The 21,970-nt window shown below is 64.7% G+C and carries 19 protein-coding genes and 1 pseudogene; 4 read left to right on the forward strand and 16 right to left on the reverse strand.

The window, feature by feature from the left end:
• Positions 1–10: 10 nt before the first annotated feature.
• On the forward strand, positions 11–1,513 hold the full coding sequence (locus ASG95_RS17435) for an aldehyde dehydrogenase family protein (RefSeq protein ID WP_082592787.1): 1,503 nt from the start codon (positions 11–13) through the stop codon (positions 1,511–1,513).
• A 71-nt stretch (positions 1,514–1,584) separates the two neighbouring features.
• On the opposite strand, the pseudogene ASG95_RS22455 reads toward ASG95_RS17435, so the two are convergent.
• The 3 genes and pseudogenes from ASG95_RS22455 to ASG95_RS17440 form a co-directional block, all read right to left on the reverse strand.
• A pseudogene (locus ASG95_RS22455) lies at positions 1,585–1,659 on the reverse strand (hypothetical protein); the annotation flags it as partial.
• The gene (locus tag ASG95_RS21475; protein ID WP_200961932.1) at positions 1,656–1,826 is read right to left on the reverse strand and encodes a hypothetical protein; all 171 of its coding nucleotides are present in this window, start codon (positions 1,824–1,826) and stop codon (positions 1,656–1,658) included. The gene ASG95_RS21475 and the pseudogene ASG95_RS22455, both read right to left, overlap by 4 nt.
• Before the next feature lie 20 nt (positions 1,827–1,846).
• Complete coding sequence (locus ASG95_RS17440; RefSeq protein ID WP_255358338.1) at positions 1,847–2,929, reverse strand: tartrate dehydrogenase; 1,083 nt, start codon at positions 2,927–2,929, stop codon at positions 1,847–1,849.
• A gap of 302 nt (positions 2,930–3,231) precedes the next feature.
• Here ASG95_RS17440 and ASG95_RS17445 point away from each other — a divergent pair, with 302 nt between their 5' ends.
• Positions 3,232–3,906: a haloacid dehalogenase type II gene (locus ASG95_RS17445; protein ID WP_057378259.1), complete on the forward strand. Its 675-nt coding sequence runs from the start codon at positions 3,232–3,234 to the stop codon at positions 3,904–3,906.
• 327 nt (positions 3,907–4,233) lie between these two features.
• Here ASG95_RS17445 and ASG95_RS17450 read toward each other — a convergent pair whose 3' ends face one another.
• The 5 genes from ASG95_RS17450 to ASG95_RS17470 all read right to left on the reverse strand — a co-directional run bounded on the left by ASG95_RS17450 (position 4,234) and on the right by ASG95_RS17470 (position 7,997).
• Complete coding sequence (locus ASG95_RS17450; protein ID WP_057378260.1) at positions 4,234–4,968, reverse strand: SDR family NAD(P)-dependent oxidoreductase; 735 nt, start codon at positions 4,966–4,968, stop codon at positions 4,234–4,236.
• A 94-nt stretch (positions 4,969–5,062) separates the two neighbouring features.
• The gene (locus tag ASG95_RS17455; RefSeq protein WP_057378261.1) at positions 5,063–6,169 is read right to left on the reverse strand and encodes an alanine racemase; all 1,107 of its coding nucleotides are present in this window, start codon (positions 6,167–6,169) and stop codon (positions 5,063–5,065) included.
• The gene (locus tag ASG95_RS17460; protein WP_057378262.1) at positions 6,166–6,651 is read right to left on the reverse strand and encodes a RidA family protein; all 486 of its coding nucleotides are present in this window, start codon (positions 6,649–6,651) and stop codon (positions 6,166–6,168) included. The genes ASG95_RS17455 and ASG95_RS17460 overlap by 4 nt, the downstream gene beginning before the upstream one ends.
• Entirely contained in the window at positions 6,648–7,313 is a 666-nt protein-coding gene (locus ASG95_RS17465; RefSeq protein ID WP_057378263.1) for a GntR family transcriptional regulator, read from the reverse strand. The genes ASG95_RS17460 and ASG95_RS17465 overlap by 4 nt, the downstream gene beginning before the upstream one ends.
• Before the next feature lie 3 nt (positions 7,314–7,316).
• Positions 7,317–7,997 carry a haloacid dehalogenase type II gene (locus tag ASG95_RS17470; RefSeq protein ID WP_057378264.1) on the reverse strand — a complete coding sequence of 227 codons (681 nt, stop codon included), beginning with the start codon at positions 7,995–7,997 and terminating at the stop codon, positions 7,317–7,319.
• 185 nt (positions 7,998–8,182) lie between these two features.
• Here ASG95_RS17470 and ASG95_RS17475 point away from each other — a divergent pair, with 185 nt between their 5' ends.
• Positions 8,183–9,460, forward strand: coding sequence for an FAD-binding oxidoreductase (locus ASG95_RS17475; RefSeq protein WP_057378265.1), 1,278 nt, complete (start codon positions 8,183–8,185; stop codon positions 9,458–9,460).
• Between the two features lie 611 nt (positions 9,461–10,071).
• Here ASG95_RS17475 and ASG95_RS17480 read toward each other — a convergent pair.
• The 8 genes from ASG95_RS17480 to ASG95_RS17515 form a co-directional block, all read right to left on the reverse strand.
• Positions 10,072–11,547: an NAD-dependent succinate-semialdehyde dehydrogenase gene (locus ASG95_RS17480; protein WP_157582208.1), complete on the reverse strand. Its 1,476-nt coding sequence runs from the start codon at positions 11,545–11,547 to the stop codon at positions 10,072–10,074.
• A gap of 86 nt (positions 11,548–11,633) precedes the next feature.
• Positions 11,634–12,914 (reverse strand): carboxylesterase family protein, encoded by a 1,281-nt coding sequence (locus tag ASG95_RS17485; RefSeq protein ID WP_082592791.1) that lies wholly within the window; start codon positions 12,912–12,914, stop codon positions 11,634–11,636.
• 8 nt (positions 12,915–12,922) lie between these two features.
• On the reverse strand, positions 12,923–13,405 hold the full coding sequence (locus ASG95_RS17490) for a DUF3830 family protein (RefSeq protein ID WP_057378268.1): 483 nt from the start codon (positions 13,403–13,405) through the stop codon (positions 12,923–12,925).
• Entirely contained in the window at positions 13,399–14,592 is a 1,194-nt protein-coding gene (locus ASG95_RS17495) for an amidohydrolase family protein (protein WP_057378269.1), read from the reverse strand. Before ASG95_RS17495 ends, ASG95_RS17490 begins: the two co-directional genes overlap by 7 nt.
• A 215-nt stretch (positions 14,593–14,807) precedes the next feature.
• Entirely contained in the window at positions 14,808–16,640 is a 1,833-nt protein-coding gene (locus ASG95_RS17500; RefSeq protein ID WP_057378270.1) for a hydantoinase B/oxoprolinase family protein, read from the reverse strand.
• Positions 16,630–18,333 carry a hydantoinase B/oxoprolinase family protein gene (locus ASG95_RS17505; RefSeq protein WP_057378271.1) on the reverse strand — a complete coding sequence of 568 codons (1,704 nt, stop codon included), beginning with the start codon at positions 18,331–18,333 and terminating at the stop codon, positions 16,630–16,632. Before ASG95_RS17505 ends, ASG95_RS17500 begins: the two co-directional genes overlap by 11 nt.
• Positions 18,330–20,393 carry a hydantoinase/oxoprolinase family protein gene (locus ASG95_RS17510; protein WP_057378272.1) on the reverse strand — a complete coding sequence of 688 codons (2,064 nt, stop codon included), beginning with the start codon at positions 20,391–20,393 and terminating at the stop codon, positions 18,330–18,332. Before ASG95_RS17510 ends, ASG95_RS17505 begins: the two co-directional genes overlap by 4 nt.
• 39 nt (positions 20,394–20,432) lie before the next feature.
• Complete coding sequence (locus ASG95_RS17515) at positions 20,433–20,858, reverse strand: hypothetical protein (protein ID WP_157582211.1); 426 nt, start codon at positions 20,856–20,858, stop codon at positions 20,433–20,435.
• Between the two features lie 163 nt (positions 20,859–21,021).
• Between ASG95_RS17515 and ASG95_RS20990 the strand changes: the two genes are divergently transcribed.
• Entirely contained in the window at positions 21,022–21,864 is an 843-nt protein-coding gene (locus ASG95_RS20990) for a MerR family transcriptional regulator (protein ID WP_082592797.1), read from the forward strand.
• The last annotated feature ends 106 nt before the right edge of the window (positions 21,865–21,970 follow it).

Genomic DNA, 21,970 nt, shown 5'->3' on the forward strand with positions numbered 1-21,970 from the left:
GGAGCCAGCCATGTATGCATCAGACCAGCGAGTGTCGACCCACGACGGCGCCAGCAGCCAAGTGCTCGTCACCGACCCTGTGCCCGACCTGTCGGTGCCCGGAGGAGCGCTCGTAGGCGGCACCTGGCAGTGCCACGACCTCACGTTGCCGGTCACCGACCCAGAGGACGGCCGCGTCATCGGCTACGTCGCTGACTCGACCCCCGCCGACGTCGCAGACGCGGTGACGGGCGTCCTGAACTCCGTCTCGACCGAGTCCTGGCCCTTGTGGGCCCGCAGCGAGTCCCTCCACAAGGCAGCACGGCTGCTGCAGGAGGAGGCGGTCCGTTTCGCGCACCTGATCTCGTCCGAGGGCGTCAAGACCCTCGCCGAGGCAGAGCGCGAGGTGGGCCGCTGCGTGGAGACGCTACGCCTGTCCGCCGAGGCCGGGGGCCTCCTCAAGGGAGAGACCATCCCGTTCGCTGCGAGCAAACGAGGGGGGAATCGCGTCGGCTGGTTCACCCGCGAGCCCGTCGGCGTCATCGCAGCACTCACCTCCTTCAACGACCCCCTCAACCTCGTCGCGCACAAGCTCGGACCTGCCCTGATCGGGGGCAACGGCGTCGTCCTGAAACCCTCGGACCACACTCCCCTCACGGCGCTGGCCTTCGTCGAGCTCCTTCTCTCAGCCGGCGTGCCCGAGCGCAGGATCGCCGTCGTGTGCGGCCGCACGCAAGCCGGTCAGGCGCTGGTGACTGACGCACGCATCGCTCTGGTGTCGTTCACGGGCGGGCCAGCCACGGCAGCCAAGATCACCGCGGCCGCCGGCCCGCGGAAGATGCTGATGGAGCTCGGAGGCAACAACCCGACGATCGTGTGCGCGGACGCGGTGCGGGCCCACGCCGTCGACGCGGTGGTGGACGGCGCGTTCGGCGTGGCCGGTCAGAACTGCCTGTCGGTTCAGCGGGTCTACGTCGCCGCCTCGATCTATGACGAGTTCCTCAGCGAGACCATCAACCGCACCAGCCGACTTCGGGTCGGCAGCAAGCGCGACACCATCACGGACATCGGCCCCCTCGTCAGCGAGGCCGACGCACAGCGGGTTGAGGAGTGGGTCGGGAAGGCCGTGGCGGAGGGCGCGACGGTCCACGCCGGCGGGTCCCGGCGAGGCGCCTTCTACGAACCGACAATCCTCACCGACGTCCCCGAAGGCTGCCAAGTCCTCACGGACGAGATCTTCGGCCCCGTGGTGACGATCATCCCCTTCGAAGACATCTCCAGCGCGATCGCTGCGGCGAACGCGAGCGACTACGCCCTCCAGGCAGGATTGTTCACCCAGTCGGTGGAGACGGCATTCAGCGTCTCCTCCCAGCTGGTCGCGGGAGCAGTCGTCGTCAACGGCACGAGCGATCTGCGAGTGGACTCGATGCCGTTCGGCGGGTTCAAGGGCTCGGGGATCGGCCGCGAGGGCGTGCAGTTCGCCGTCGAAGCCATGACCGAGCCGAAGAACACGATCTTCAACCTGGTCTCATGACCAGGACCCGTGCCGTACCGAACCAGTCCGGAGCTCTGGAGTAGGGGCAGCGCCTCTCGTACCGTGTTCCGCGAGAGGCTCGAGGTGGCAGACGATGCCTGCCTCCTGATGCGTTCGCCTGGGCGCATCGACCCGTCCACGATCATGCAGCCGAGACCATCGGCGACCCGCCCGGGCGCACTTCGCCACTCATGGCGAAGCCCCTCGTGGGGAAGCCCATGCCGAAGCGCTCGTAGCCGTGGACGGTCACGCCGCGCTCCGCAGGGCGCCACAGGGTCATGGATCCGATCGCCCCCAGCCCGATCACGGCCACGTCGGCTCCACTCGTGCTCGTCAGTTCGTCTGCTCCCGGGAAAGCCGCGCGCTGACGAAGTCGGTCACCTCGCGGGTCGATGCAGTGCCGCCCAGGTCTGCGGTGCGTGTGCCAGGCTCGAGCAGCGAGGCCTCGATCGCGGCCATGAGCGCCGCCGCAGGCTCAGTGAGCCCCAAGTGCTCCAGCATCATCGCGACGGACCAAATCATGCCGACGGGGTTGGCGAGTCCCCTGCCCGCGATGTCCGGCGCGGAGCCGTGCACGGGCTCGAACATCGAGGGTCCGCCGTCAGGAGCCAGGTTGGCCGAGGGGGCGATCCCGATGCTGCCACAGACTGCGGCCGCGAGGTCCGACAGGATGTCTCCGAAGAGGTTCGAGGCCACAACGACGTCGAAGTCCGATGGACGCATCACCATCCGAGCCGCCATGGCGTCGATGTGCTCACGCTGCAGCGTCACACCCGGATGGCGCGCAGCCACCTCGTCGACCACCTCGTCCCACAGCGTCATCGTGTGGATGATGCCGTTGGACTTGGTAGCAGAGTGCACGCTGCCCCGACGTCGCTCGGCCTGCTTCATCGCGTACTCGGTGATCCGCTCCACCCCGGTCCGAGAGAAGATGCTCTCCTGCAGCGCGATCTCGGTGAGGCCGCGACCGCTGCGACCGCCGACCTGGCTGTACTCGCCTTCGGAGTTCTCCCGGACGACGAGAAAGTCGACGCCGGCCGTCAACTCGGGGCGCACCGGCGTAGGCACGCCTTCGAAGACCCGCATGGGTCGCAGGTTGACGTACTGTCCGAACGCTCTGCGGATCGGGATGAGCAGGCCCCAGAGCGAGACATGGTCCGGAACGCCGGGCCATCCCACGGCACCGAGGAGGATGGCGTCGTGCCGGCTCAGCACCTCCAGACCGTCGGAGGGCATCATGTCGCCCTCGCGGTGGTACCGCTCGCACGACCAGTCAAGCTCGGTCGTCGCGAACTCGGCGCCGTACGCCTTCTCCACGGCCCGGAGAACCTCCTTTGCGGACTCCATCACCTCGACGCCGATCCCGTCGCCGGGGATGAGCGCAAGACGGATCGCGGGTGCAGTTCCACCTGTCACGGGTGGGAGCGGGGCAGCGAGAGGTGCGTGAACGGCAGTTGCTCCCGAGGGCACCGGAGTCCGCCCAGCCTGTGAGCTCATCATCTGTCCTTTCATGCCGCGGCGAGTTCGTCGCATTCACCCACCGCGCGGCCAGAGCTGTGCCTGCGGGTTCAGCTTCACGGCGCCATTGGTGCCGAGTTCTGCCCGGAAATTTACGACCAGGTTCGCACATTGTCAACAACATGCAATCGACTGTTGACAATCGTCGCTACCGATCGTAGCGTTCTTCTCAGGAAACCCGGTGACGGAGAGGACCCTTGATGAGCAATCCGACCTTCAGGCCGAAGTACGTCTCGTTCGACGCCTACGGCACCTTGATCAGCTGGCCAATGACACCCATCACCAAGGAGCTGGTCGGCGACCAGGTTCCGCCGGAGCAGTGGGACCAGTTCGTCGCGGAGTTCCGCGGCTACCGCTATGACCAGGTTTGCGGGGACTACTACCCGTACGAGCAGGTCCTGCAGGACGCCTTTGACCGGGTCTGCCGGAAGTGGGGGATCGAGCCGGTTCCCGGCGCGGGGAAGCTGTTCGCCGACGGCGTCAAGAGCTGGGGACCGCACCCGGATGTGCCGGCGCCCCTGAAGAGGATGGGCGAGCACTACAAGCTGGTGATCCTGTCCAACGCCGACGACTCCTTCCTTGCGGAGAGCGTCCCGCGGCTGGGTGCGGACTTCCACGCCGTCTTCACCGCCGAGCAGGCCGGGTACTACAAGCCCCGGTACGCCGCGTTCGAGTACATGCTCGACCAGCTCGACGCCAAGCCGGAGGACTTCGTGCACGTCTCGTCGCACACTCGCTACGACCCCCTGCCGATGCACGACATGGGTTTTCGCAACCTGGTGCTGCTGGACCGTGGCTACGACCCGGTGCCGCCGGGCTACGGTCTCACGGTCGTGCAGTCCCTGGACGAGCTCAACGTCATGCTCGGCATCTGACCGACGCCTTTCGATGGCGATGCATAGGCGAGCCGTCATGAGTCAGACCTCGCCGCCGCCTGCCCGCGTTCACCATCCTTGACAGCTGAGAACTCACCGTGTGGCGGTGCACGCGGTGCACGGAACAGCAGCCTCGGGGCACCACTGGCGCACACGAATCAGCGCAACGCCGCACGCCCCATGTCCCGTCGGGACGCCGAGTGCCGTTGCGGATCACCCTTGGCAACCGTTCTGGAACCTGCATGAGCAACGTCGTCACCGTTGGCTCCATGGAGGGGATCCTCGCCGCAGCAGGCGGACGGATTCGGAACAGGAATGCGGCAGCACTCAGAAGGCCGTGTACCCGCCGTCGACGGGAAGGACCGCTCCGGTGATGTACGACGACTCTGAAGACGCGAGGAACAGGACCGCGTCGGCGATCTCTTCGGGGGTGGCGAGGCGCTGGAGCGGGATCTGCGCCTCGCGCTCGCGGCGGTAGGCCTCGGGGTCGGTGCTGCGCTGGAACGACGCCTCGATGATCGGGGTGGCGGTCAGACCGGGGGCGACGACGTTGACACGGATGTTGCGCGGGGCCCACTCGATCGCCGCACCTTTGGCGAGCATGATCAAACCACCCTTGGCGGCCGAGTACAGCACCTCCCCGGGCTTGCCGACCATGCCCAGCCTTGAGCCGACGCAGACGAACGAACCCCCCGCGGTCGGCATCAACGGCGCGAAGTGTTTCATCACCAGGAACGCACTGAGCAGGTTGCTGTGCAGCACGTCCCTCGCGTCCTCGTACGCCATCTCCATCAGCGGGCTGCTGACCTGCAGGCCGTGGTTGAGGACGACCACGTCGACGGTGCCGAAGGACTCGGCAGCCCGGTTGGCCAGCGCCGCAACGAACGCCTCGTCATTGAGGTCTCCCGGAACGTACAGGTCGTCGGGCCGGGCGGTGTTGAGTCGCTCCCGGCGGCCAGTCAACATCAGCCGCGCCCCCTCACGGCGGAAGTGGGCGCCCACCGCCTCCCCGATTCCGCTGCTGGCGCCGGTCACCAGCGCGGTTACCTTCTCGAGTCGCATGTCAGTCCTTTCCTTCGCGGGTCTGGGTCGGGTTGGGTCGGGGTGGTCGGGCTCGTCTGGCTGTGGGGTCAGGTGTGGGCTGCCGGGAGGCGAGTCAGGACATGAAGCCTCGGGCGTCGACCGGCCACCGTTCCAGCGAGGTCCCCGCGCTGTCGGTGACGATGAGCTCTTCGAAGTTGAGCACCACCGGGCATACATGGTTGGGAACCACCGGGACCACACTCCCGACGCTGGGCCGCGACTCGCCGGCGGGTACTGCCAGGAACCCGTGGTACTCGTTGAGCTTGGACAGGACCGCCTTCCTCCCGGCGACGCCGCCGTAACCGCGCTCGAGGCTCCCTTCACGGCCCAGGGCCTTGGTGCCAACATCGAGGATGACCTGGTCGGGGACCCAGTCGCTCACCACCGTGGCAGCGACGAACAGCGCGATCTGGTCCTCGTTGCAGGCGCCGAGCCTGGTGTTGTTCAAGTCGCAGAAGACGTACTCGCCGGGACGGATCTCAGTGATCGGGCTGCTGGTGGAGAACTCGATAGTGGGTGTGGAGCCGGCGCTGACGACCTCTGGGGCGATCCCGACCTCGGCGAGGCTGCGCACAGCGGTCGCGAGTGCGGCGTGCTGGTCCTGGGCGGCGCGCTCGCCTGCATCCCCACTGGAGCCGCCATGGCCCGGGTAGGTGAAAACGCCCACCGGCACCAGGCCACGCTTGCGGGCGGCCCGCGCCAAGTCGCCCGCGAGAGCGGGTGGCGCTCCAGATCGGCGGGCGCCGCAGTCGACTTCGACCACGACCTGGAGCCGGTCCGGTTCGTCACCCATCGAGTCTGCGAGAGCTTCGATAGCCGCGACGTTGTCGACGCCGACCCGCAGCCGGGTCGTCTCGGCGAGCTCGCGGATCCGCTTCCCCTTTGTTCCCGCGGGCCAGATCGGGTAGGCGAGGAAGATGTCGTCGAAGCCGGCTTTGGCGAACACCTCTGCCTCACCCACGTTGCCGGCAGTGATTCCCACGGCCCCGGCCTTCACCTGGCGTCGGCCGATCTCCACACACTTGTGTGTCTTGACGTGAGGCCTGACGTGGATGTCGTGCTCGGTGGCGAAGGCCTGCATACGGTCAATGTTTTGTTGCATCACGTCGGCCACCACGATCGGCGCGGGGGTGTCGATGCGCTCGACCAGCGCGTCGAGTACCCGTTGGAGGTGGTTCACGCTTCAGTCCTCGACGTACAGACCATCTGGATCTCGACCGGGCTGTTCAGCGGCAAGCTGGAGACACCGATGGCCGTGCGAGCGTGCCGCCCGTTCTCGCCGAGCAGGTCGACGAGCAGCGCACTGGCAGCGTCGGCGACCTTCGACTGGTCACCGAACTCGGGTGTGCTCGCGACGAAGACCAGCATCTGAACGATCCGGACCCGGTCCAGGCCGCCCACCGCATCAGCGGCGACGGCGAGGGCGTTGAGCGCGGCGTGACGCGCGAGGCCGCGGCCGGTCTCGAGGCCGACGTTGCGACCCAGGACGCCCTTGCCCAGGAGCCGGCCGTCGCTGTACGGCAGCTGACCCGCCACATACACACTGGAGTCGAGCGTTCGGTGGTTCTCGTACTTCGTGCTCTCACGGACGGCCGGTAGCTCCAGCCCGAGGGCGTGAAGCCGCTCCGTGGGAGAACTGCTCGAGACATCGATATCGGTCATCTCTCTCGGCTCTCCCGCGTGTGCGGTCCCAGCGCTGACGCGAAATGCTGTGCCAGCTGCCGCTGGAACGCGTCCGTGTCGCCCTGCAGCGCGGCCGCAGCCAACCTCTCGTGCTCCTCGGCGATGTCGTGCAGGTCGCTGTAAGAGCGATGGTCGACCGAGAGATACAGGCGCAGCGTGGTCTCCCAACCGTTCCAGAGGCCGCGCAGGACGCTGTGTCCCGAGAGGTCGTAGAAGAGCCTGTGGAACTGCAGATGCGCGTCGATGCTGGCCGGGATGTCGTTGGTCTCCGTTGCTTGATGAAGGTCAGCGATCGTCCGGTCCAGCCTGGCCCGCTCCGGCCCACGCAGCGATGCGAGCGCCAGCTGCCCGGCATACGGCTCGACGAGCAACCGGATCGAGGCGATCTCTGCGATCTCCTGGGCACTCACCTCCACCACGAACGCCCCGCGAAAGGGGACCCTCACGACCAGGCGCTCCTCCTCGAGCCTGGTCAGTGCTTCGCGGAGGGGGGAACGACTGATCCCGAGATCCGTCGCGATGTCTCTCTCGCGCAGCTGTCCACCGGGAGGCACAGTGCCGTCGAGAATGGCTGCCCGGAGCACGCGGTACACGCCTTCGGGAGTGGTCGTACGCTCCAGCCCGTCGAACTTCACGTCCATCCGTCAGGGACGCGGCAGGCCGAAGAGGACTGGCAGGTCCGCGATGTCGGTGATTCGCTCGTAGCCGAGCCAGTGCTCGTCGTGCTCGAAGCCGCGGTCGACGTACACCTTGTTCTTGATGCCCATGACCGCCGCGGGGCGGTGGTCGTACATCGGGCTCGCGGAGACGTGCACGATCTCGTCGGGCGTCACGCCGAGCTTGTCGAACATGTACTCGAACGCAGCGAGCCGCGGCTTGTAGACGCCCATCTGCTCGGCGCTGATGACGACCTCGAACGGGGCCTGGAGGTTCTCCGCGAGACGCTCGGCATGCGCGGTGTCGCTGTTCGTGATGATGACCAGCGGCACTACCTCGGCCAGGCGGTTCAGTGCGTCGGTGACACCGGGGTACGGACCCCACGTGGGGACGATCTCGTAGACCGCCCGCGCGTCCTCCTCGCGGAACTCGATGCCGACCTGGCGCGAGGCCCGCTCCATGGAGTCGGCGACGATCTGGTGGAAGGTCTTGTACGCGCCCATGCACTCGTCGATCCGGTACGCCTTGCAGATTCGCAGGTACTCATCGGTGACCTCGGCCGGCAGCCGTCCGCCCAGGACCTCGCGCATGGCGTCGTTGATGGCGAACTGGATCAGCGTTCCGTTCATGTCGAACGTCACGAACTTGGGCTTGATCTCGAATCCCACGGTTTCCTCCTGGAGCTGATTCAGAATTGCCGGCTGGACGTCTGGTCGATTGTCGACAATACGTGTAGAGTAGTCGACTGTCAACAATCATCAGTTACGATGCCGCTCCGACCATGCGGCCCAACCGCCTCTGTCCGAGTGACCAGTCACCGACTTGCGACAATGCCCCAATCCGAGGAGTGCCCATGAAGTTCACGTCCTACTGGCTCGACACGGCCCCGAAGGGCTCCATAGAGCGGTCGCAGACCACCGTCGAAGGACGCACCGATGTGGCCGTCGTCGGCGGCGGCCTGACCGGCGTCGTCGCGGCGTTACACCTCGCCCGACAGGGGGCGAAGGTGCACCTGTTCGAGCAGCACACCGTCGGGTTCGGCGCCTCAGGACGCAACGGGGGTATGGCCACCACTGGCATGTCAATCGGCATCCGGGACGCGGTGGAGAAGCTGGGCTTCGAGAGGGCGGCGTCGTTGTACCGCACGTACGGCCAAGCGGTCGACTTGATCGAGAAGCTCGTCACGGACGAAGGCATCGACTGCGACTTCGCGCGCCCGGGCAAGCTGATCCTTGCCTCCAAGGCGGCGCACCTGCACGGGTTCGAAAAGACCGCCGACCTGCTGAACACTCGGTTGGGCGTGGAGACGCAGGTGGTCCCGAGAACCGAGTTGCGTCGCGAGATCGGATCGGACGTCTTCCACGGTGGGATGACCGAGTCGAAGAGCGCCAGTCTCCACGTGGGCAAGTACATCCGCGGGCTCGGCGAAGCAGCTGAGCGTGCGGGCGTGACGATCCACGAGGACGCGCCGGTGCTGAAGCTGACCAGGCTCGGCTCGGGCCATGAGCTCGAGACCTCCCGAGGACGCATGCAGGCAGACCAGGTGCTTCTCGCCACAGGCGCCTACACCCGTCGGCCGTTTCGCTGGCACCAGGTCCGCATCGCACCGGTCGGCAGCTTCATCATCGCCACCGAGCCACTCGACGAGAGCGTGTGCGACGACCTCCTGCCCACGCGACGGGTCGCCTCGGACTCCAAGAACCTCCTGAACTACTTCCGGATCACCCCTGACAACCGACTGCTCTTCGGCGGCCGGGCACGGTTCGCAATGTCCAACCCCCAGTCCGACGAGAAGAGCGGCAAGCTGCTGCGCGACGCCATGGTGCACACGTTCCCCCAGCTGTCCGATACCAGGATCGACTACTGCTGGGGCGGCGTGGTGGACATGACGCTCGACCGGATGGTCAAGGCCGGCCAGCACGACGGCGTCTACTACTCCATGGGGTATGCGGGACACGGAGTACAGATGGCCACGTACATGGGGCGCGCGATGGCTGAGTACATGTCCGGTGTTCCCGAGGCGAACATCTGGCGCGACTTCGAGTTCCGACGCATCCCCGGCCACTTCGGTCCTCCGTGGTTCCTGCCCATTGCCGGGACCTACTACAAGTTCAAGGATCACGTGAGCTGATCAATGAGCTGCCCGTTGTCTCAGGTTGCCGCGCGGGCGAGCACTAGTTGATGGGAGTTCTCCTCTCCTCGGCGAGCCGGCTCATATCCGGAGGCCCAGCTCCCAGCGGCACCAAGTCCCCGCGGCGGGTCACACCGGGTGCGAGCCCAGGAACCATGCCCGATCCGCTCCGGGGAAACAACAACTTCGCCGCGTTTTCGCCGCCGCCGTGACACGGCTTCGCGTTCGCGCAGGTCACAGGCCTGCCAGAGTTGCCGTAAGTCCTACGGCCCCGCTTACCCCACCAGGGCATGGGCAAGGGGCCCCTTGCCAGCGTTTCCGCAGGTCAGGGGCCCCTTGGAGCACATGGTGGCAGGTGAAGGATTCGAACCTTCGAAGCTTTCGCGATGGATTTACAGACCGCGGTATGCCGCCAGCGCACCAGTGGCATCTCGGCTCGCCGGCCAATTACACCGCGATTTCCCCGCAGATGCCGGACGTCAGCCGCAGCGAGTGGACGCCATCCGGACAACAACATCTGGAGTTCGAGCGGCACCACGAAGCCGGAACTGAGCGCACGGCCGGACATCCCACGACCACATCACCTAACCCCCAAGGGGTCAACATATGGCTCAGTTCCCTCGCTCAGTCTCTCGGCGCGCAACGTTGTAGAAGCGCGTCTCTTGGTACTCCTCCAAACCTTCGCCGCCCCCCTCCCGCCCCAAGCCGGACTGCTTGAGCCCCCCGAACGGCGCTGCTGCGTTGGACGGCACGCCCTGATTGATGCCGACGAGGCCGGTCTGCAGTGAATCAGCCACATTGAGTGCCCGATCCAGGTTCTCAGTGAACACATAGCCCGCCAGACCGAACTCTGTCGCGTTCGCCCGTTGGACGACTTCTGCCTCATCTGTGAATCGTTGAATTGCCGCCACGGGTCCGAAGATCTCCGTCGAGGCCAGTTCTGCCTCGGCCGGCACGTGATCGAGCACCGTCGCCGGAAAGTAGCTTCCCTCCCCACCGTCGATGACTTCGCCTCGCGTAAGCAGCGATGCTCCCCGTTGCACCGCGTCCTCAACTAGACGACCCACGCTGCTGACAGCCTGATGGCTGATCAGCGGAGCCAGACCAACTCCGGGACCCAGGCCATCACCCATGACCACGTCACGCATCTTCTCGGTCAGACCCTCAACGAACGCCTCGGCAATGCCGTCCTGGACGTAGATGCGGTTGGCGGCAATGCACGACTGGCCCCCGTTTCGCATCTTCGCCGCGTAGGTTCCTTCGATGGCGCGATCGAGGTCGGCGTCGTCAAAGACGATCAGGGGCGCATTGCCACCGAGTTCCATCGATGGGCGCAGCACCTGCTCGGATGCGAGGCGCAGCAGAATCTTGCCCACCCGAGTTGAACCCGTGAACGAGATTTTCCGCACCCGGCTGTCGGTGAGAAGCGCTTCGCTGAACCCGGCCGCGTCTGTCGTGCTGATCACCTGAATCAGTTCAGCCGGCACGCCAGCTTGCCGGGCGAGGCCCACCGCCATAAACGTTGTCAAGGGCGTGAGCTCGGAGGGTTTGATCACCACGGGGCAGCCAGCGGCCAGGGCCGGTGCAATCTTTCTGGTGGCCATCGCCAATGGAAAGTTCCACGGGGTGATGAGCACGGCAAGCCCGATGGGAGCACGCCGCACCATGAGCGTTGGAGCACCATCGGGCGCGTCGCGGAAGCTGCCTGCGGGGCGCAGCGCTTCTTCGGCATACCACCGGACGAAGTCCGACGCGTAAGACACTTCGGCCCGCGACTCCTTCAAGGGCTTGCCCATCTCGAGAGTGATCAGCAGCGCAATCTGCTCTGCACTGTGTGTGATGAGCTCGTACCAAGCGTGCAACGCGTCTGCACGTTCCCGGGCGGTACGGCAGGCCCATCGTCGTCCGGCCTCGTCGGCCTGGCCTACGGCGTCGAGAGCCTCCTGCGGGGTGAGATCGGGCAGCGTTGCAAGCAATCGACCATCGGCAGGGTTGTAGATGCCAAATTCGCTTGATCCCCTGGGCAGATTCAAACTGGAGACGACCGTCTCGGCAGCAGCCAGCATCTGCGGATCGGCCTGGACCATCGCCCTACATCCTGAGGTCGTGCTCATCGGTCACTTCCCTTGAGAGATCGTTGGAACGCGGTAACTGCTTGAAAGACGATCGCCGGTCAGCGGGCGGTCGGCCGTGGAATGTGGTTGACCCTCATCGAATCCGGTGACCACTCAGCCCACCCCGAACCAGGATTTGAAGTGCGCATGAAGTTCGCCCATGCCCGCCTGACTCCCCGCCCCAACTGCTCGATGTCATCCCAGTTCGCGCCAGCAAGCATGGGAGCCGACGCCCACGCTTCGCGGCCACCCAGCAGAAACGGCAACTCCATGCAATGCGGAGAGCCCCAGGGGGAGTCCGGAACAGCCCACGTGAAGCAATAGGCCCATGCCTTGAAACCTTGCGCGCGTGCCTCCCGGAGAATGCCGATCGTCGGGTCGCGATACATGACGGAGGTGTCTGCCTGTACCTGCGCGTCGAGCAGCATTCGGACGTCCCACGTCAGACGATCGAAACCATGACTGAGTGCGGTGAACGGGAGGTCATCGTCGGCGGTCCAGCCGCCGAGTATCGGCATGTTCACGGGACGATCGATCTCAGGTCGAACGGGACCCCAGGTCGGACCGTTCATTCTTGCGGCGAAAACGCCCTGCGCGTGGAGCAGCTCGTCGACCGTGAGGTCGTGAGCGTTGCGCCCTGATAGCACCGAATCGAAGGCTCTGGCGTGAGCCCGAGCCGTCGTCGGGCTGTATGTGACGGAGGGATCACGAAGGTTTCCACTTTGGAGAATGGCACCAACCACGTGCGGACCAAGGCCCCAGCGCAGCATCACCTCAATCGACATCGCGCCTGCCGACTGCCCGGCCAGCACGATGCTCTCCGGATCACCCCCAAACTCCCGAATGTTCCGATGAACCCATTCAATGGCAGCCATCTGATCGGTCATGGCCGGACTTGGCCCTTCCATCCCATCCTCGTAATAGTGACCCAGCACGCCAAGTCGAAACGTTACGGCGACAACTACCACGTCCTGTTCCGTCGCCAATCGCGCACCGTCGTACCACGGAAGCTCCCCACCGCCACTGACGTGCGCTCCACCGTGAAACCAGACCAGCACAGGTCGTGTCCCCCTGAGGTCCGGCGTGTGGATGGACAGCACCTGACAGTCTTCGCGCTGGGTGAGGGGGGCCTGCGGGCCCAAGGCAATCGCTAGCCGAGAGGGTTGCTGGGGCGGAAGAGGCCCTCGCGTCCCCTGAGGAACTGCATCCTCGAACGGCAACAGTTCTGCAGGGGCAAAGCGTTCGGCTCGCCCGTACGTGATGTTCCTGAAGACCAACGCTTGGTGCAAGCGCCCGACGATAGGTTCACCCATCGCACTCCCCTGATTTCCCTGCGCCATCGAGTCGGTTACCGAGGCAGGCGACTGATGCGTAGCGAAGTCGCCCCTTCGTTCAGAGTCCGGCCAGCCGCGTCCGCGAACTTGTCAGCGTTTGTCGACAGACGCCCCACAAGCGAGCCGTGTAGGCCCTCCTCCCAGAGGTGACGCAGGTCCACCTCGCCATACATGAACGCCAGTTCGAACATGGGCCCCGTTCCGGGCGCAAGACGGTCCGAGTCGAGGACGGCGAAATCGTTCTTGGCCGCGTGGAAGAACATGACCTCGCCAGGACGCGGACGCATCGTCTTGTTTTCGATCGGTGGCACGTCCGCCATCGCGGGCAGGAAGCAGTAGATTTCATGGCCATCGAAACAGGCGTGCTGTGTCGTCGTCTCTAACGGCGTGGACAGAACATCCCAGATCGCGCGGCACACGCGGGGTGCTCGCCCGTCGTACATCTCCAGCGTTGCCGAGATGCGCAGATCGGGCAGCTCAACCTGCAGATTCAGCATAGGGATCTTCGTCCAATCCGCGCACGGGCTCCCATCCGCATCAACACCCCTGCCGCGGCTTCTTCGGCCTCTTGGCACAGGGCGAGCTCGTCAACACCGATAACACGGCCACGGTCGACAACCAGCTCGCCTTCGATCCAGACCGACTCCACACTCCCTCCGTCTGCCGACAGGACGAGCTGATTGACGGGATCGATCATGGGAATCCACTCAGGTCGCAGCGCGTCAAACATGACGAGATCCGCACTCTTGCCAGGTTCGAGCGAGCCGGCGAAGCTGGCGACTCCCAGGGTCCGCGCCCCGCCGACCGTGCACATGTCGAACAAGTCGTCGGCCGAGAGCCCACTGGACGGGATATCGCTGTCCGGCTCGCGGATCTCTGCTGCGAACACGTGCAAAGCTCGAAGGACGTCGCTGGTGTTCGACACGTTGACTGTGTCTGTGCCCACTCCCACGGGAATGCCTCGCCCCCGCAGCTCGGCCAAGTCCCGCGCTGCACGGGTGCCGGTGCACCGGACCACTGAGGCGCCCGTGCGCTGGATGGCATCCAGCTCCGCAGCCGTACTGACGATCTGGTGCACCAGGCGCACGTTGTCACTGAGGATTCCCAGACGTTCGAGATGCTCCACTGGCGTCACGTCGTCGCCGAAGGATGACCGGTGTGACTCGACTTCGCCAGCGTCGAACGAATGGTGGAAATCGAGAAAGGTCCCATGCCGATCAGCGAGCGACTTGGCACCCTCGAGCAGAGCGTCCGAGCTCATTCCCAGACCTATGGTCGTTGCGAGGGGCGCAATCCGGGGGTGCCGTCCGGCGACCTCGTCCATCGCGCCCGATAGTCGATCCAGGGCTTCCGTCGTATCCATCGACAATCCAGGCGGCGCAGAGGCGTGATCCCAAGACCAACCGCCAAGGTGAGCACGGATCCCGGTGGTCGCCAAGGCATCGGCGACCACGCCGGGGTGGCGCACCGTTCCACCGTCAGCCACCATCGTGACGCCCTTGGTGAGGAGGTCACACCCAGCAAGCGTGGCGGCGACGCCCTCCTCACGACTGGTGAGGGTTTCGTAGTAGGGAAATACCCACTTGAAGAGATACGCGCTGGTGTCGCTGACCGCCAACGGGACGAAGCCCCGCAGAAGGTGCTGGCTGACGTGGAGATGCCCGTTGATGAGGCCGGGCGTCACGACCTTCCCTCTGGCCATGACGCGCCGACCCGCATCGAATCGAGCAGCCAACTCAGCACTCTCGCCAACCGCAGCGATTCGCCCAGCCCTGATCGCGACACCACCGTCTCGGTGGACGCGATGCTGCGAGTCGGCTGTCACCACCACCGCCCCAAGGATCAGGAGGTCACATACCTCTCGTCCATCGGCAATGTCCGAGTTTGACCCCGTCACTGCTACTCGCCGTCCGTGGGGAGTAGTCCGATAGTGCGCAAGGTTTCGAGCCGGCCGAGGGACGTCCATGGCTTATCAGCACGCTCGAGGCTCAAGGCGGCTCGATGGCTGACGGTCGTTTCCTCGTCGACCGCCATGTGTGCCTCGTCGATGACCACGCCGTAGTCATGGCGTGCTCCCGCGACAGACACGTAGCCGTCCAGCACATCGGAGAGCACCATCTGAACATCGCGATCGAGCGGGTCGCCCCATCCACCGCCACCGCCGCTCTGGGCAACGACCACCTGCCCCTCATGGACGGCGATCTGCATCTCGGCGCTCGAGATCATCAGCTCGTCGTCAGAACCTTCACGGAACACCATGTAGTTGCCCACCCCGGGACTTCCACCTTGGAAGCCCCTGAGCGGATTGATCGTCGCCTGCACGATTCCGGTGTGATAGGTCGGCCCGCTGGCCCTGTAGGGCTGTCGACGCAGCATGTACGCCGAGCTGCCCCGCCACTGGCCTGGCGCCGCGGTGTCCGTCGTGTACTCGGCCTGCCAGTACAGGCAGGGGTATTGAATCTCGCTCATCTCGATCGAGTTGATTTGCAGGGCCGAGAAGATCGGCGTCCATGCACCCCAACCATCCACACCGTAGGTGCCTCCGGCGGAGCAGGGCGATGCGTGGTAGTCGAACTGGATGAAGTCTTCGTCCTGGCCGCTGCGGCCGTCCTTTCCGACAGACCACAGATCTGCGAGGTCAATCACCGTGGTCCCCACGCTCCTGGGGGCGAACTGCTCGAACGCGGCCATGACGGCCTCGCCCACGTCTGCGCCGATAGCCGTTGTCGCAAGACCTGCACCCACAGGCGGGAGAGAGTGAACGACTGAGCCCGGTACCGTCACCGACTCCACCGACCGATACACGCCCGAGTTGATCGGCAGATCCGGCGCGAGCGCTGACAGACCGCTGTACAGGTAGGACAAGGTATTCGCCCGCGTGCTGTTGATGACACTCGGCGTCTGCGGATCGCTGCCCGAGAAGTCCGCGCGAATCCGATCGCCCTCGATCTCGACCTTCACCCGGACGGTGATGTTCTCGTGTCCTTGGTAATCCGTGTCGAGGGAGCTTTCACCGTGGTAGATACCGTCTGGCCACTCCCGAACGATGTCGCGAAAGCGGCGCTCGGTGTAGTCGAGGAGGCCCTCGACCGAGTCGCGGACGGTTTCGACTCCATACTTCTCGACCAACTCCCTCAGCCGAGTCTCGCCCACCGTGCAGCCGCCGATCATGGCACCGAAATCTCCCTCCATCATCTGCGGCATACGGGTGTTGGACAGCATGAGAGACCAGACCTCACGCCGGAGCTGACCCTTTTCGTAGAGCTTGAGTGGAGCGAAGCGAAAGCCCTCCTGCCAGATCTCGGTCGCATGGGGGTTCATGGAGCTGGCTACAGGACCGCCCGCGTCGAGCACGTGTCCACGAACCGCAGGGAAGAACAGCGGTTCACCATCGAAGAAGACGGGCTTGACCACCGTGTAGTCAGGAATGTGACTTCCACCGTGGTACGGGTCGCTGACGATGATGACGTCGCCCTCGCTGAGATCACCCGCGAAGAACCGAAGACATTCCTCCACCGATTGAAGGCTCGGAAAGACTTGGTTGGGAACCGCGTCTGCTCGGGCGATCAGGCTGACCTCTTCGTTGTTGTAGTAGAAGAGCCCTCCCGAGCAATCGTGGGCCTCATTGAAGATCGGCTGAACTGCCGTGCGAACCATGGTCTGCACGACCTCTGCAGCAACCGTCTCCATGTAGTTGCGAATGATCTCCGTGGTCACCGGATCAGCGGCCATGAGTCCCCCTCGGTGTCGAGGCCGTCCCTTGTCTCTGCGAAGAAGACGGAGTGCGGTCTGGTGAGTTGAGTCCATAGGTGCGGATTGCGTCTCGCGGCGAGATGAGGCCGTCCAGGACGTCCGCCTGTACGGCGGATGGGTCGCGAAGAAGTGGATCGCCGTAACCGGGACCACCAGCGGACACCAGTCTCAAAGACCGATAGCGCATCGGTTCGTTGACGACGACGGCCGGGGTCGGCATGTCAACCCCGTCCTGCGAGAAGCGCACAAAGCCGCCGGCTCCACGTCGCTCCCCCGAGTTGGAGGGCGGCGCGAACAACGTGATTGGTCGGTCGATCGGGATGTCGATGAGTACCTCGACCGCCGCCGCTCCGCGCCATTCGCCCGACCCCGCACTGTCTTCAACCAACTCCATTCGACGGATCGGCAGGTCACTTGTCGAGTTCCACGCCTCAATCGACGGGAATGATGCACGGGCCAACGTTGCAGCGGCACCCCAGCCATCGACGCCATCGATCGCGCAACCCCGACCGATCGCGAACTGTCCCGGGTCGACCCGTCGCATGACATCGACATCCGGCGCGACGACGACCAGTGGGCGTGAAGCGCCGGGGTTCACCGCCACTGCAGACAGAGCGCCTGCGAAGGCTTCGGAGACGGCTTCGACGATCTCTGAACCGCAGTGATAAGGCGACCAACCAACGGCAGCTGGGCGATCCGCATGGACCAGTGAGCCGGGTGCCAGGACGATGTCAACAACGCGGGTCAACCCGGAGTTGACCGCGATGTCTCGCCCCAACACACAGAGCAACGGCGCGAGTGCAAGGCCTGTGGTGTTGCCGGCTGTGCTGTTGACGAAACCAATCCCCTGCGGATCCGAGTCCGACAGATCGATCGTCAACCTTTCGCCGTCGATCGTGCACCGCGCCTTGACGAGTCCCCGGATCGACTCCACACCGTTGTGTGTCAGGACAGCCTCGCCCTGACCAGTTCCGTCCGGCCAACTTGCGACCAGCGACCGTACTCGGCGTTCCGTGTAGTCCAGCGTGTAGTCGGCAGCCGCCTTGACGAGCTCGAGGCCGTACCTCTGGACGAGGTCGTTCAACCTGTCGCGCCCGAGGTGCAGACTCGCCACAAGCGTCTCCAGGTCACGGGCGACCTCGTCCTCCAGTCGGCTGTTCAGCAGCACGGTCTGCACGATGTCACGCACGGGCCGGCCGTAGCGGCGCACCTTCACGGGTGACAGGGGCACCCCCTCCCCCCACACGTCCTCGGCGGGCGGGTAGTAGCTGCCGCCAAGCATTCCGCCGACGTCTCTTACATGCCCGACGGCAATGAGGTGAAGAACGGTCGTGCTGTTGATGATGAGCGGCATCAGCACGGTCCAGTCGTGCACTGTCCGGGGACCGCGGTGCGGATCGCTCACTAGGGCCACGTCACCGTCTTGCATGTCGAACTTGAAGTACCGAGTCAGACCGCGGGCGGTTTCTTCCAGGGCGCCCAACCGCAGCGGGTTGTCGAGCGCCACCACTTCGCCGGTCGGACTGACGATCCCGACAGCGAAGTCTCGCTCCTCATTGATGCTCGGCGCGAGTGCGCCACTCGACAGCATCGAAGCCATCTCAACGGTGACGGCTTGCAGCTTGTGACGAAGGATCTCTAGGTCGACCACTCCGGTCTCGGAAGCAGTCACTCCACGACCTCGATGACATAGGTCTCGAACTGGTCGAGGACTGCTTCTTGGTTGGGCAGAACAACGATCGTGGTGTCGGGCTCGTGGATGACGGCAGGGCCGAGAATGAGGTTGCCCGGCTTCAACTTGTTTCCGTCGTATACCCGGGTGTCGTTGAAGCCAATGCTCTCGAAGTAGACCGTGCGCGATCCGACGAGCGCCGCGTCTGAGCTCTCCCCATCGAACGGGAGCGCCTTGCCAATGAAGGGTTCACGCTCTCCCGTGAGCTCCAGGCGTGCCGACACGATCTCGACCGGCTCGCCGGGTCGGGAGAACTTGTACAGCTGGTGGTGCAGATCGTGGAAGTCTCGGATGGCCCGCGACAGATTCACCTTGGTGATCCGACGAGTTCGGCTCTTGAGCGGAACGACTACTTCCTGGACCTGACCGGGATATCGAATGTCGAGGAATCGGTCCACCTGCACTCCCAAGGTGGACCCTGCGTTGTCAAGCAGACCCTCGGCCTCATCCTGCATGCCGACCAAGACATCGCTGAGCAGGTCCAGCTCGACCTTCTCACTGTTCTGCAGAACGGTACGAATCCTGGATACCTTGAAGTCGGCCATCAGCCCGCCCTGTGCACTGAGCACGGAGGCATTCTTGGGCACCAGCACAGTCTTGATACCCACATCGAGCGCCTGGACGCCAGCGCTGATGGCACCACCGCCGCCAAAGGCCATGAGGGCGTAGTCGCGAGGGTCGCGACCGCGGGACACCGACACGAATCGGAGCGCGTCGGACATCGCGTGGTTTGCGATGCGGCTGATCCCCACCGCTGCCTCCTCGATCGACATGCCAAGTGGCTTCGCGACGTGCTCTTCGATGGCTCTGCGAGCGGCTTCGACGTCGAGTTCGATCGCTCCGCCCACAAAGAAGCTGGGCTCGATGTAACCAAGCACGACATTGGCGTCCGTGATGGTCGGGCGCTCTCCGCCACGGCCGTAGCAGGCAGGTCCGGGGAAGGCTCCCGCGCTCTCCGGGCCGACGCGAAGAGCTCCCGCGCTGTCGACCCAAGCCACGGACCCACCGCCCGCCCCAATCGTGTGGACATCGATCAGAGGTACGGCGATGCGGTATCGGCTGAGCCACTGGTCGGTCGCTACCTCCGGGCGTCCGTCATGGATGAGACACACGTCGTAGCTGGTCCCGCCCATGTCGGCCGTGATCACATTCCGGTAGCCCGACTGCTCGCCGAGGCGGGTCGCCGCCACGACGCCTCCGGCCGGACCGGACAACACAGCATCGACGCCGTGGTCACCCGAATATGCGGCGTCCATCACGCCACCGTTTGACTGCATGATCAGCAGTGACCCGGCCAGGCCTGCGTCGCGAAGACTGCCCTCGAGCTTGTTGAGGTACTCCTTCAACTGCGGGCTTGTGTACGCGTTGACGACAGTCGTGCTGACCCGCTCAAACTCTCGAATTTGCGGCAACACGTCGGACGACAAGGTCACGAAGACACCCGGCAGTTCCTCCGCCGCAATCTCCTTCACCCGTTGTTCGTGCTCGGGATTGACGAAGGAGAACAGAAGCATGACCGCGATTGCCTCGATGCCGGCTTCGCCGAAGTACTTCAGAGTCTGGCGAACTGCGTCCTCGTCGAGAGCCTTGACGATGAGCCCGTCCTCATCGATTCGCTCAGGCACGCCCACACGGAAGCGACGCGGAACGATTGGATGGGGTGCAGGCAGACTGAGATCGAAGAGGCTCTCTCGATAGCCCCGCCGGAGCTCGATGACGTCGCGGAATCCCTCGGTCGTGATGAGGCCCGTCTTGCATCCGTTGTATTCGAGCATCGTGTTGGTGACGACCGTGGTACCGAGAACGATGAGCTCCATGTCCGCCAACAGGGCCGACCGGGTCAGACCGTAGTGCGCCGCTGCGGCGTCGACGGCCTGGAGGACGCTGACCGATTCATCGCCTCGTACGGTCGGCACCTTGCCCTTGAACGGTTGGCCCCCACCGGTGGCCACGAAGTCGGTGAACGTCCCGCCGACGTCGATGCCTAGCCTGTATGACATTGATGCTCCTTGTGACGTGAGATGCGACGAAGACAGGGGTCAGGACTCGAGCAGACGCTTGAGTGCGTTCAACTCGTTCTCCAGGGACAGCAGGGACGAGCGCCAGTCGTCATCCGAGAGCTCGGGTTCCCGAGTAACCGTGAAGACGACGTCTGCCCCTTCGCCATTAGCCAGGACACGGATCGGCAGCGGATAGCTGTAGGGCCCATCGATCGGCGCGAGGTAGAGGTCAAACGTCCCGCGATCGAGATCGGTGTCGACTCGGAATCGGCGCTCACCCGGGACCGTCGAGACGCGGTACGTCGATTCGTCGATCATCACGACCGGACTCGTGAAGTAGTCGATCGCCCACTCCGAGTACCGGGTCGGGTCAGCCAGAAGTGCCGTTACCACCGAAAGGGGCCGCCGGACTGTCACGGCACGCGTACCTCGTTCGTGGGTCCAGACTTTCGTGTCGCTTGCCATCAGTCTTGTCTCCGTTGTCGTTCGGGCGGATCGCCGTCAACTTGTGGTTCACCCTCCGTGGGATCTCCGCGAAACCTACTTTGTTCTAGTAGGTTTGTCTAGGGACTTGGACCTCCTTCCTGTCGCAGCGGAAGGCGCGGATCGGTGCGCTAGTTTGAGGCGCATGAGCCAAAACAGCGCGCTTGACGTTGTGAGCGTTGGTGAACTCGCCGCACAAGTTGGCGTGAGTCCCCAGACGTTGCGCACCTGGGAGGCCCAGGGACTGATCACTTCGGAGCGGACGGCTGGCGGTCAACGCCGCTACTCGACGAGCCAAGTCCAACGAGCGACCCAGATCGCCGCACTACGGCGTCAGCACGGGTGGAACCCCGCCGCCATCCGAACAGCTCTCGGTGAAGCACCCGGAGCCACCCAGCCTGACTCTGATCGGGAGAACCGGATGCTCCGCGCGGCACGAAATCGTCGAGGCCTCAGCCTTCGTCGGGCGGCTGCGGCCATCGGCGTCTCGCCGGCGTTGCTTTCCTCTGTGGAACGCGGTCAGGCGACCGTATCCACCGAACTGTTCTCACGCATCGCGGACGCCTATGAAATGCCAATGGCGGCATTGGTCGCCTATGGCCCATCCGAGCAATTGGTCATCCGCAGGGATGATCGGCCAACCGGCCGTGGAAACGTCACCTGGGAGGAACTCGCCTTTCCCGGTCATGGACTTGCTCCTTCACTTGTGACAGTTCCAGGAGGCGAAGGCAGCGGCGGCGAGTACTCGCGCGTCGGTGACACGTTTGCGTTTGTGCTGAAGGGATTGATGAGCTTCACCGTCGCCGGCCAGCATCTCGAGGTCCGTGAGGAGGACTCGCTTCTTGTTCCCGCACAGACGCGCTTCTCGTGGAGCAACGAGTCGGAGGACGAGGCCCGTGTCATCTGGGTGGAGACGATCCCCCCCGGTTCGTGGTCCGACGCCCACGTGCAACAGCTCGCCTCGCGAGCCAAGTCTCCCAACGGGTAGCACCGTTTTGCCAGCGCACTGCGATTCCAGCCTGGGCAAGGGACGGCTGCCGGCCGTTTGGACCCACCGGCCGGCAGCCACCCCAGTCCGCCCTACCCCGACGAGG

It is taken from the genome of Phycicoccus sp. Soil803 (genome assembly GCF_001429685.1).
GTDB lineage: Bacteria > Actinomycetota > Actinomycetes > Actinomycetales > Dermatophilaceae > Pedococcus.

Bases quoted from the DNA above. Each gene is read 5' to 3' on its own strand.
- ASG95_RS17435 (WP_082592787.1), top strand. From the start codon at position 11: ATGTATGCATCAGACCAGCGAGTGTCGACCCACGACGGCGCCAGCAGC.
- ASG95_RS17445 (WP_057378259.1), top strand. From the start codon at position 3,232: ATGAGCAATCCGACCTTCAGGCCGAAGTACGTCTCGTTCGACGCCTAC.
- ASG95_RS17450 (WP_057378260.1), bottom strand. From the start codon at position 4,968: ATGCGACTCGAGAAGGTAACCGCGCTGGTGACCGGCGCCAGCAGCGGA.
- ASG95_RS17460 (WP_057378262.1), bottom strand. From the start codon at position 6,651: ATGACCGATATCGATGTCTCGAGCAGTTCTCCCACGGAGCGGCTTCAC.
- ASG95_RS17465 (WP_057378263.1), bottom strand. From the start codon at position 7,313: ATGGACGTGAAGTTCGACGGGCTGGAGCGTACGACCACTCCCGAAGGC.
- ASG95_RS17475 (WP_057378265.1), top strand. From the start codon at position 8,183: ATGAAGTTCACGTCCTACTGGCTCGACACGGCCCCGAAGGGCTCCATA.
- ASG95_RS17480 (WP_157582208.1), bottom strand. From the start codon at position 11,547: ATGGTCCAGGCCGATCCGCAGATGCTGGCTGCTGCCGAGACGGTCGTC.
- ASG95_RS17485 (WP_082592791.1), bottom strand. From the start codon at position 12,914: ATGGCGCAGGGAAATCAGGGGAGTGCGATGGGTGAACCTATCGTCGGG.
- ASG95_RS17490 (WP_057378268.1), bottom strand. From the start codon at position 13,405: ATGCTGAATCTGCAGGTTGAGCTGCCCGATCTGCGCATCTCGGCAACG.
- ASG95_RS17500 (WP_057378270.1), bottom strand. From the start codon at position 16,640: ATGGCCGCTGATCCGGTGACCACGGAGATCATTCGCAACTACATGGAG.
- ASG95_RS17510 (WP_057378272.1), bottom strand. From the start codon at position 20,393: ATGTCATACAGGCTAGGCATCGACGTCGGCGGGACGTTCACCGACTTC.
- ASG95_RS17515 (WP_157582211.1), bottom strand. From the start codon at position 20,858: ATGGCAAGCGACACGAAAGTCTGGACCCACGAACGAGGTACGCGTGCC.
- ASG95_RS20990 (WP_082592797.1), top strand. From the start codon at position 21,022: ATGAGCCAAAACAGCGCGCTTGACGTTGTGAGCGTTGGTGAACTCGCC.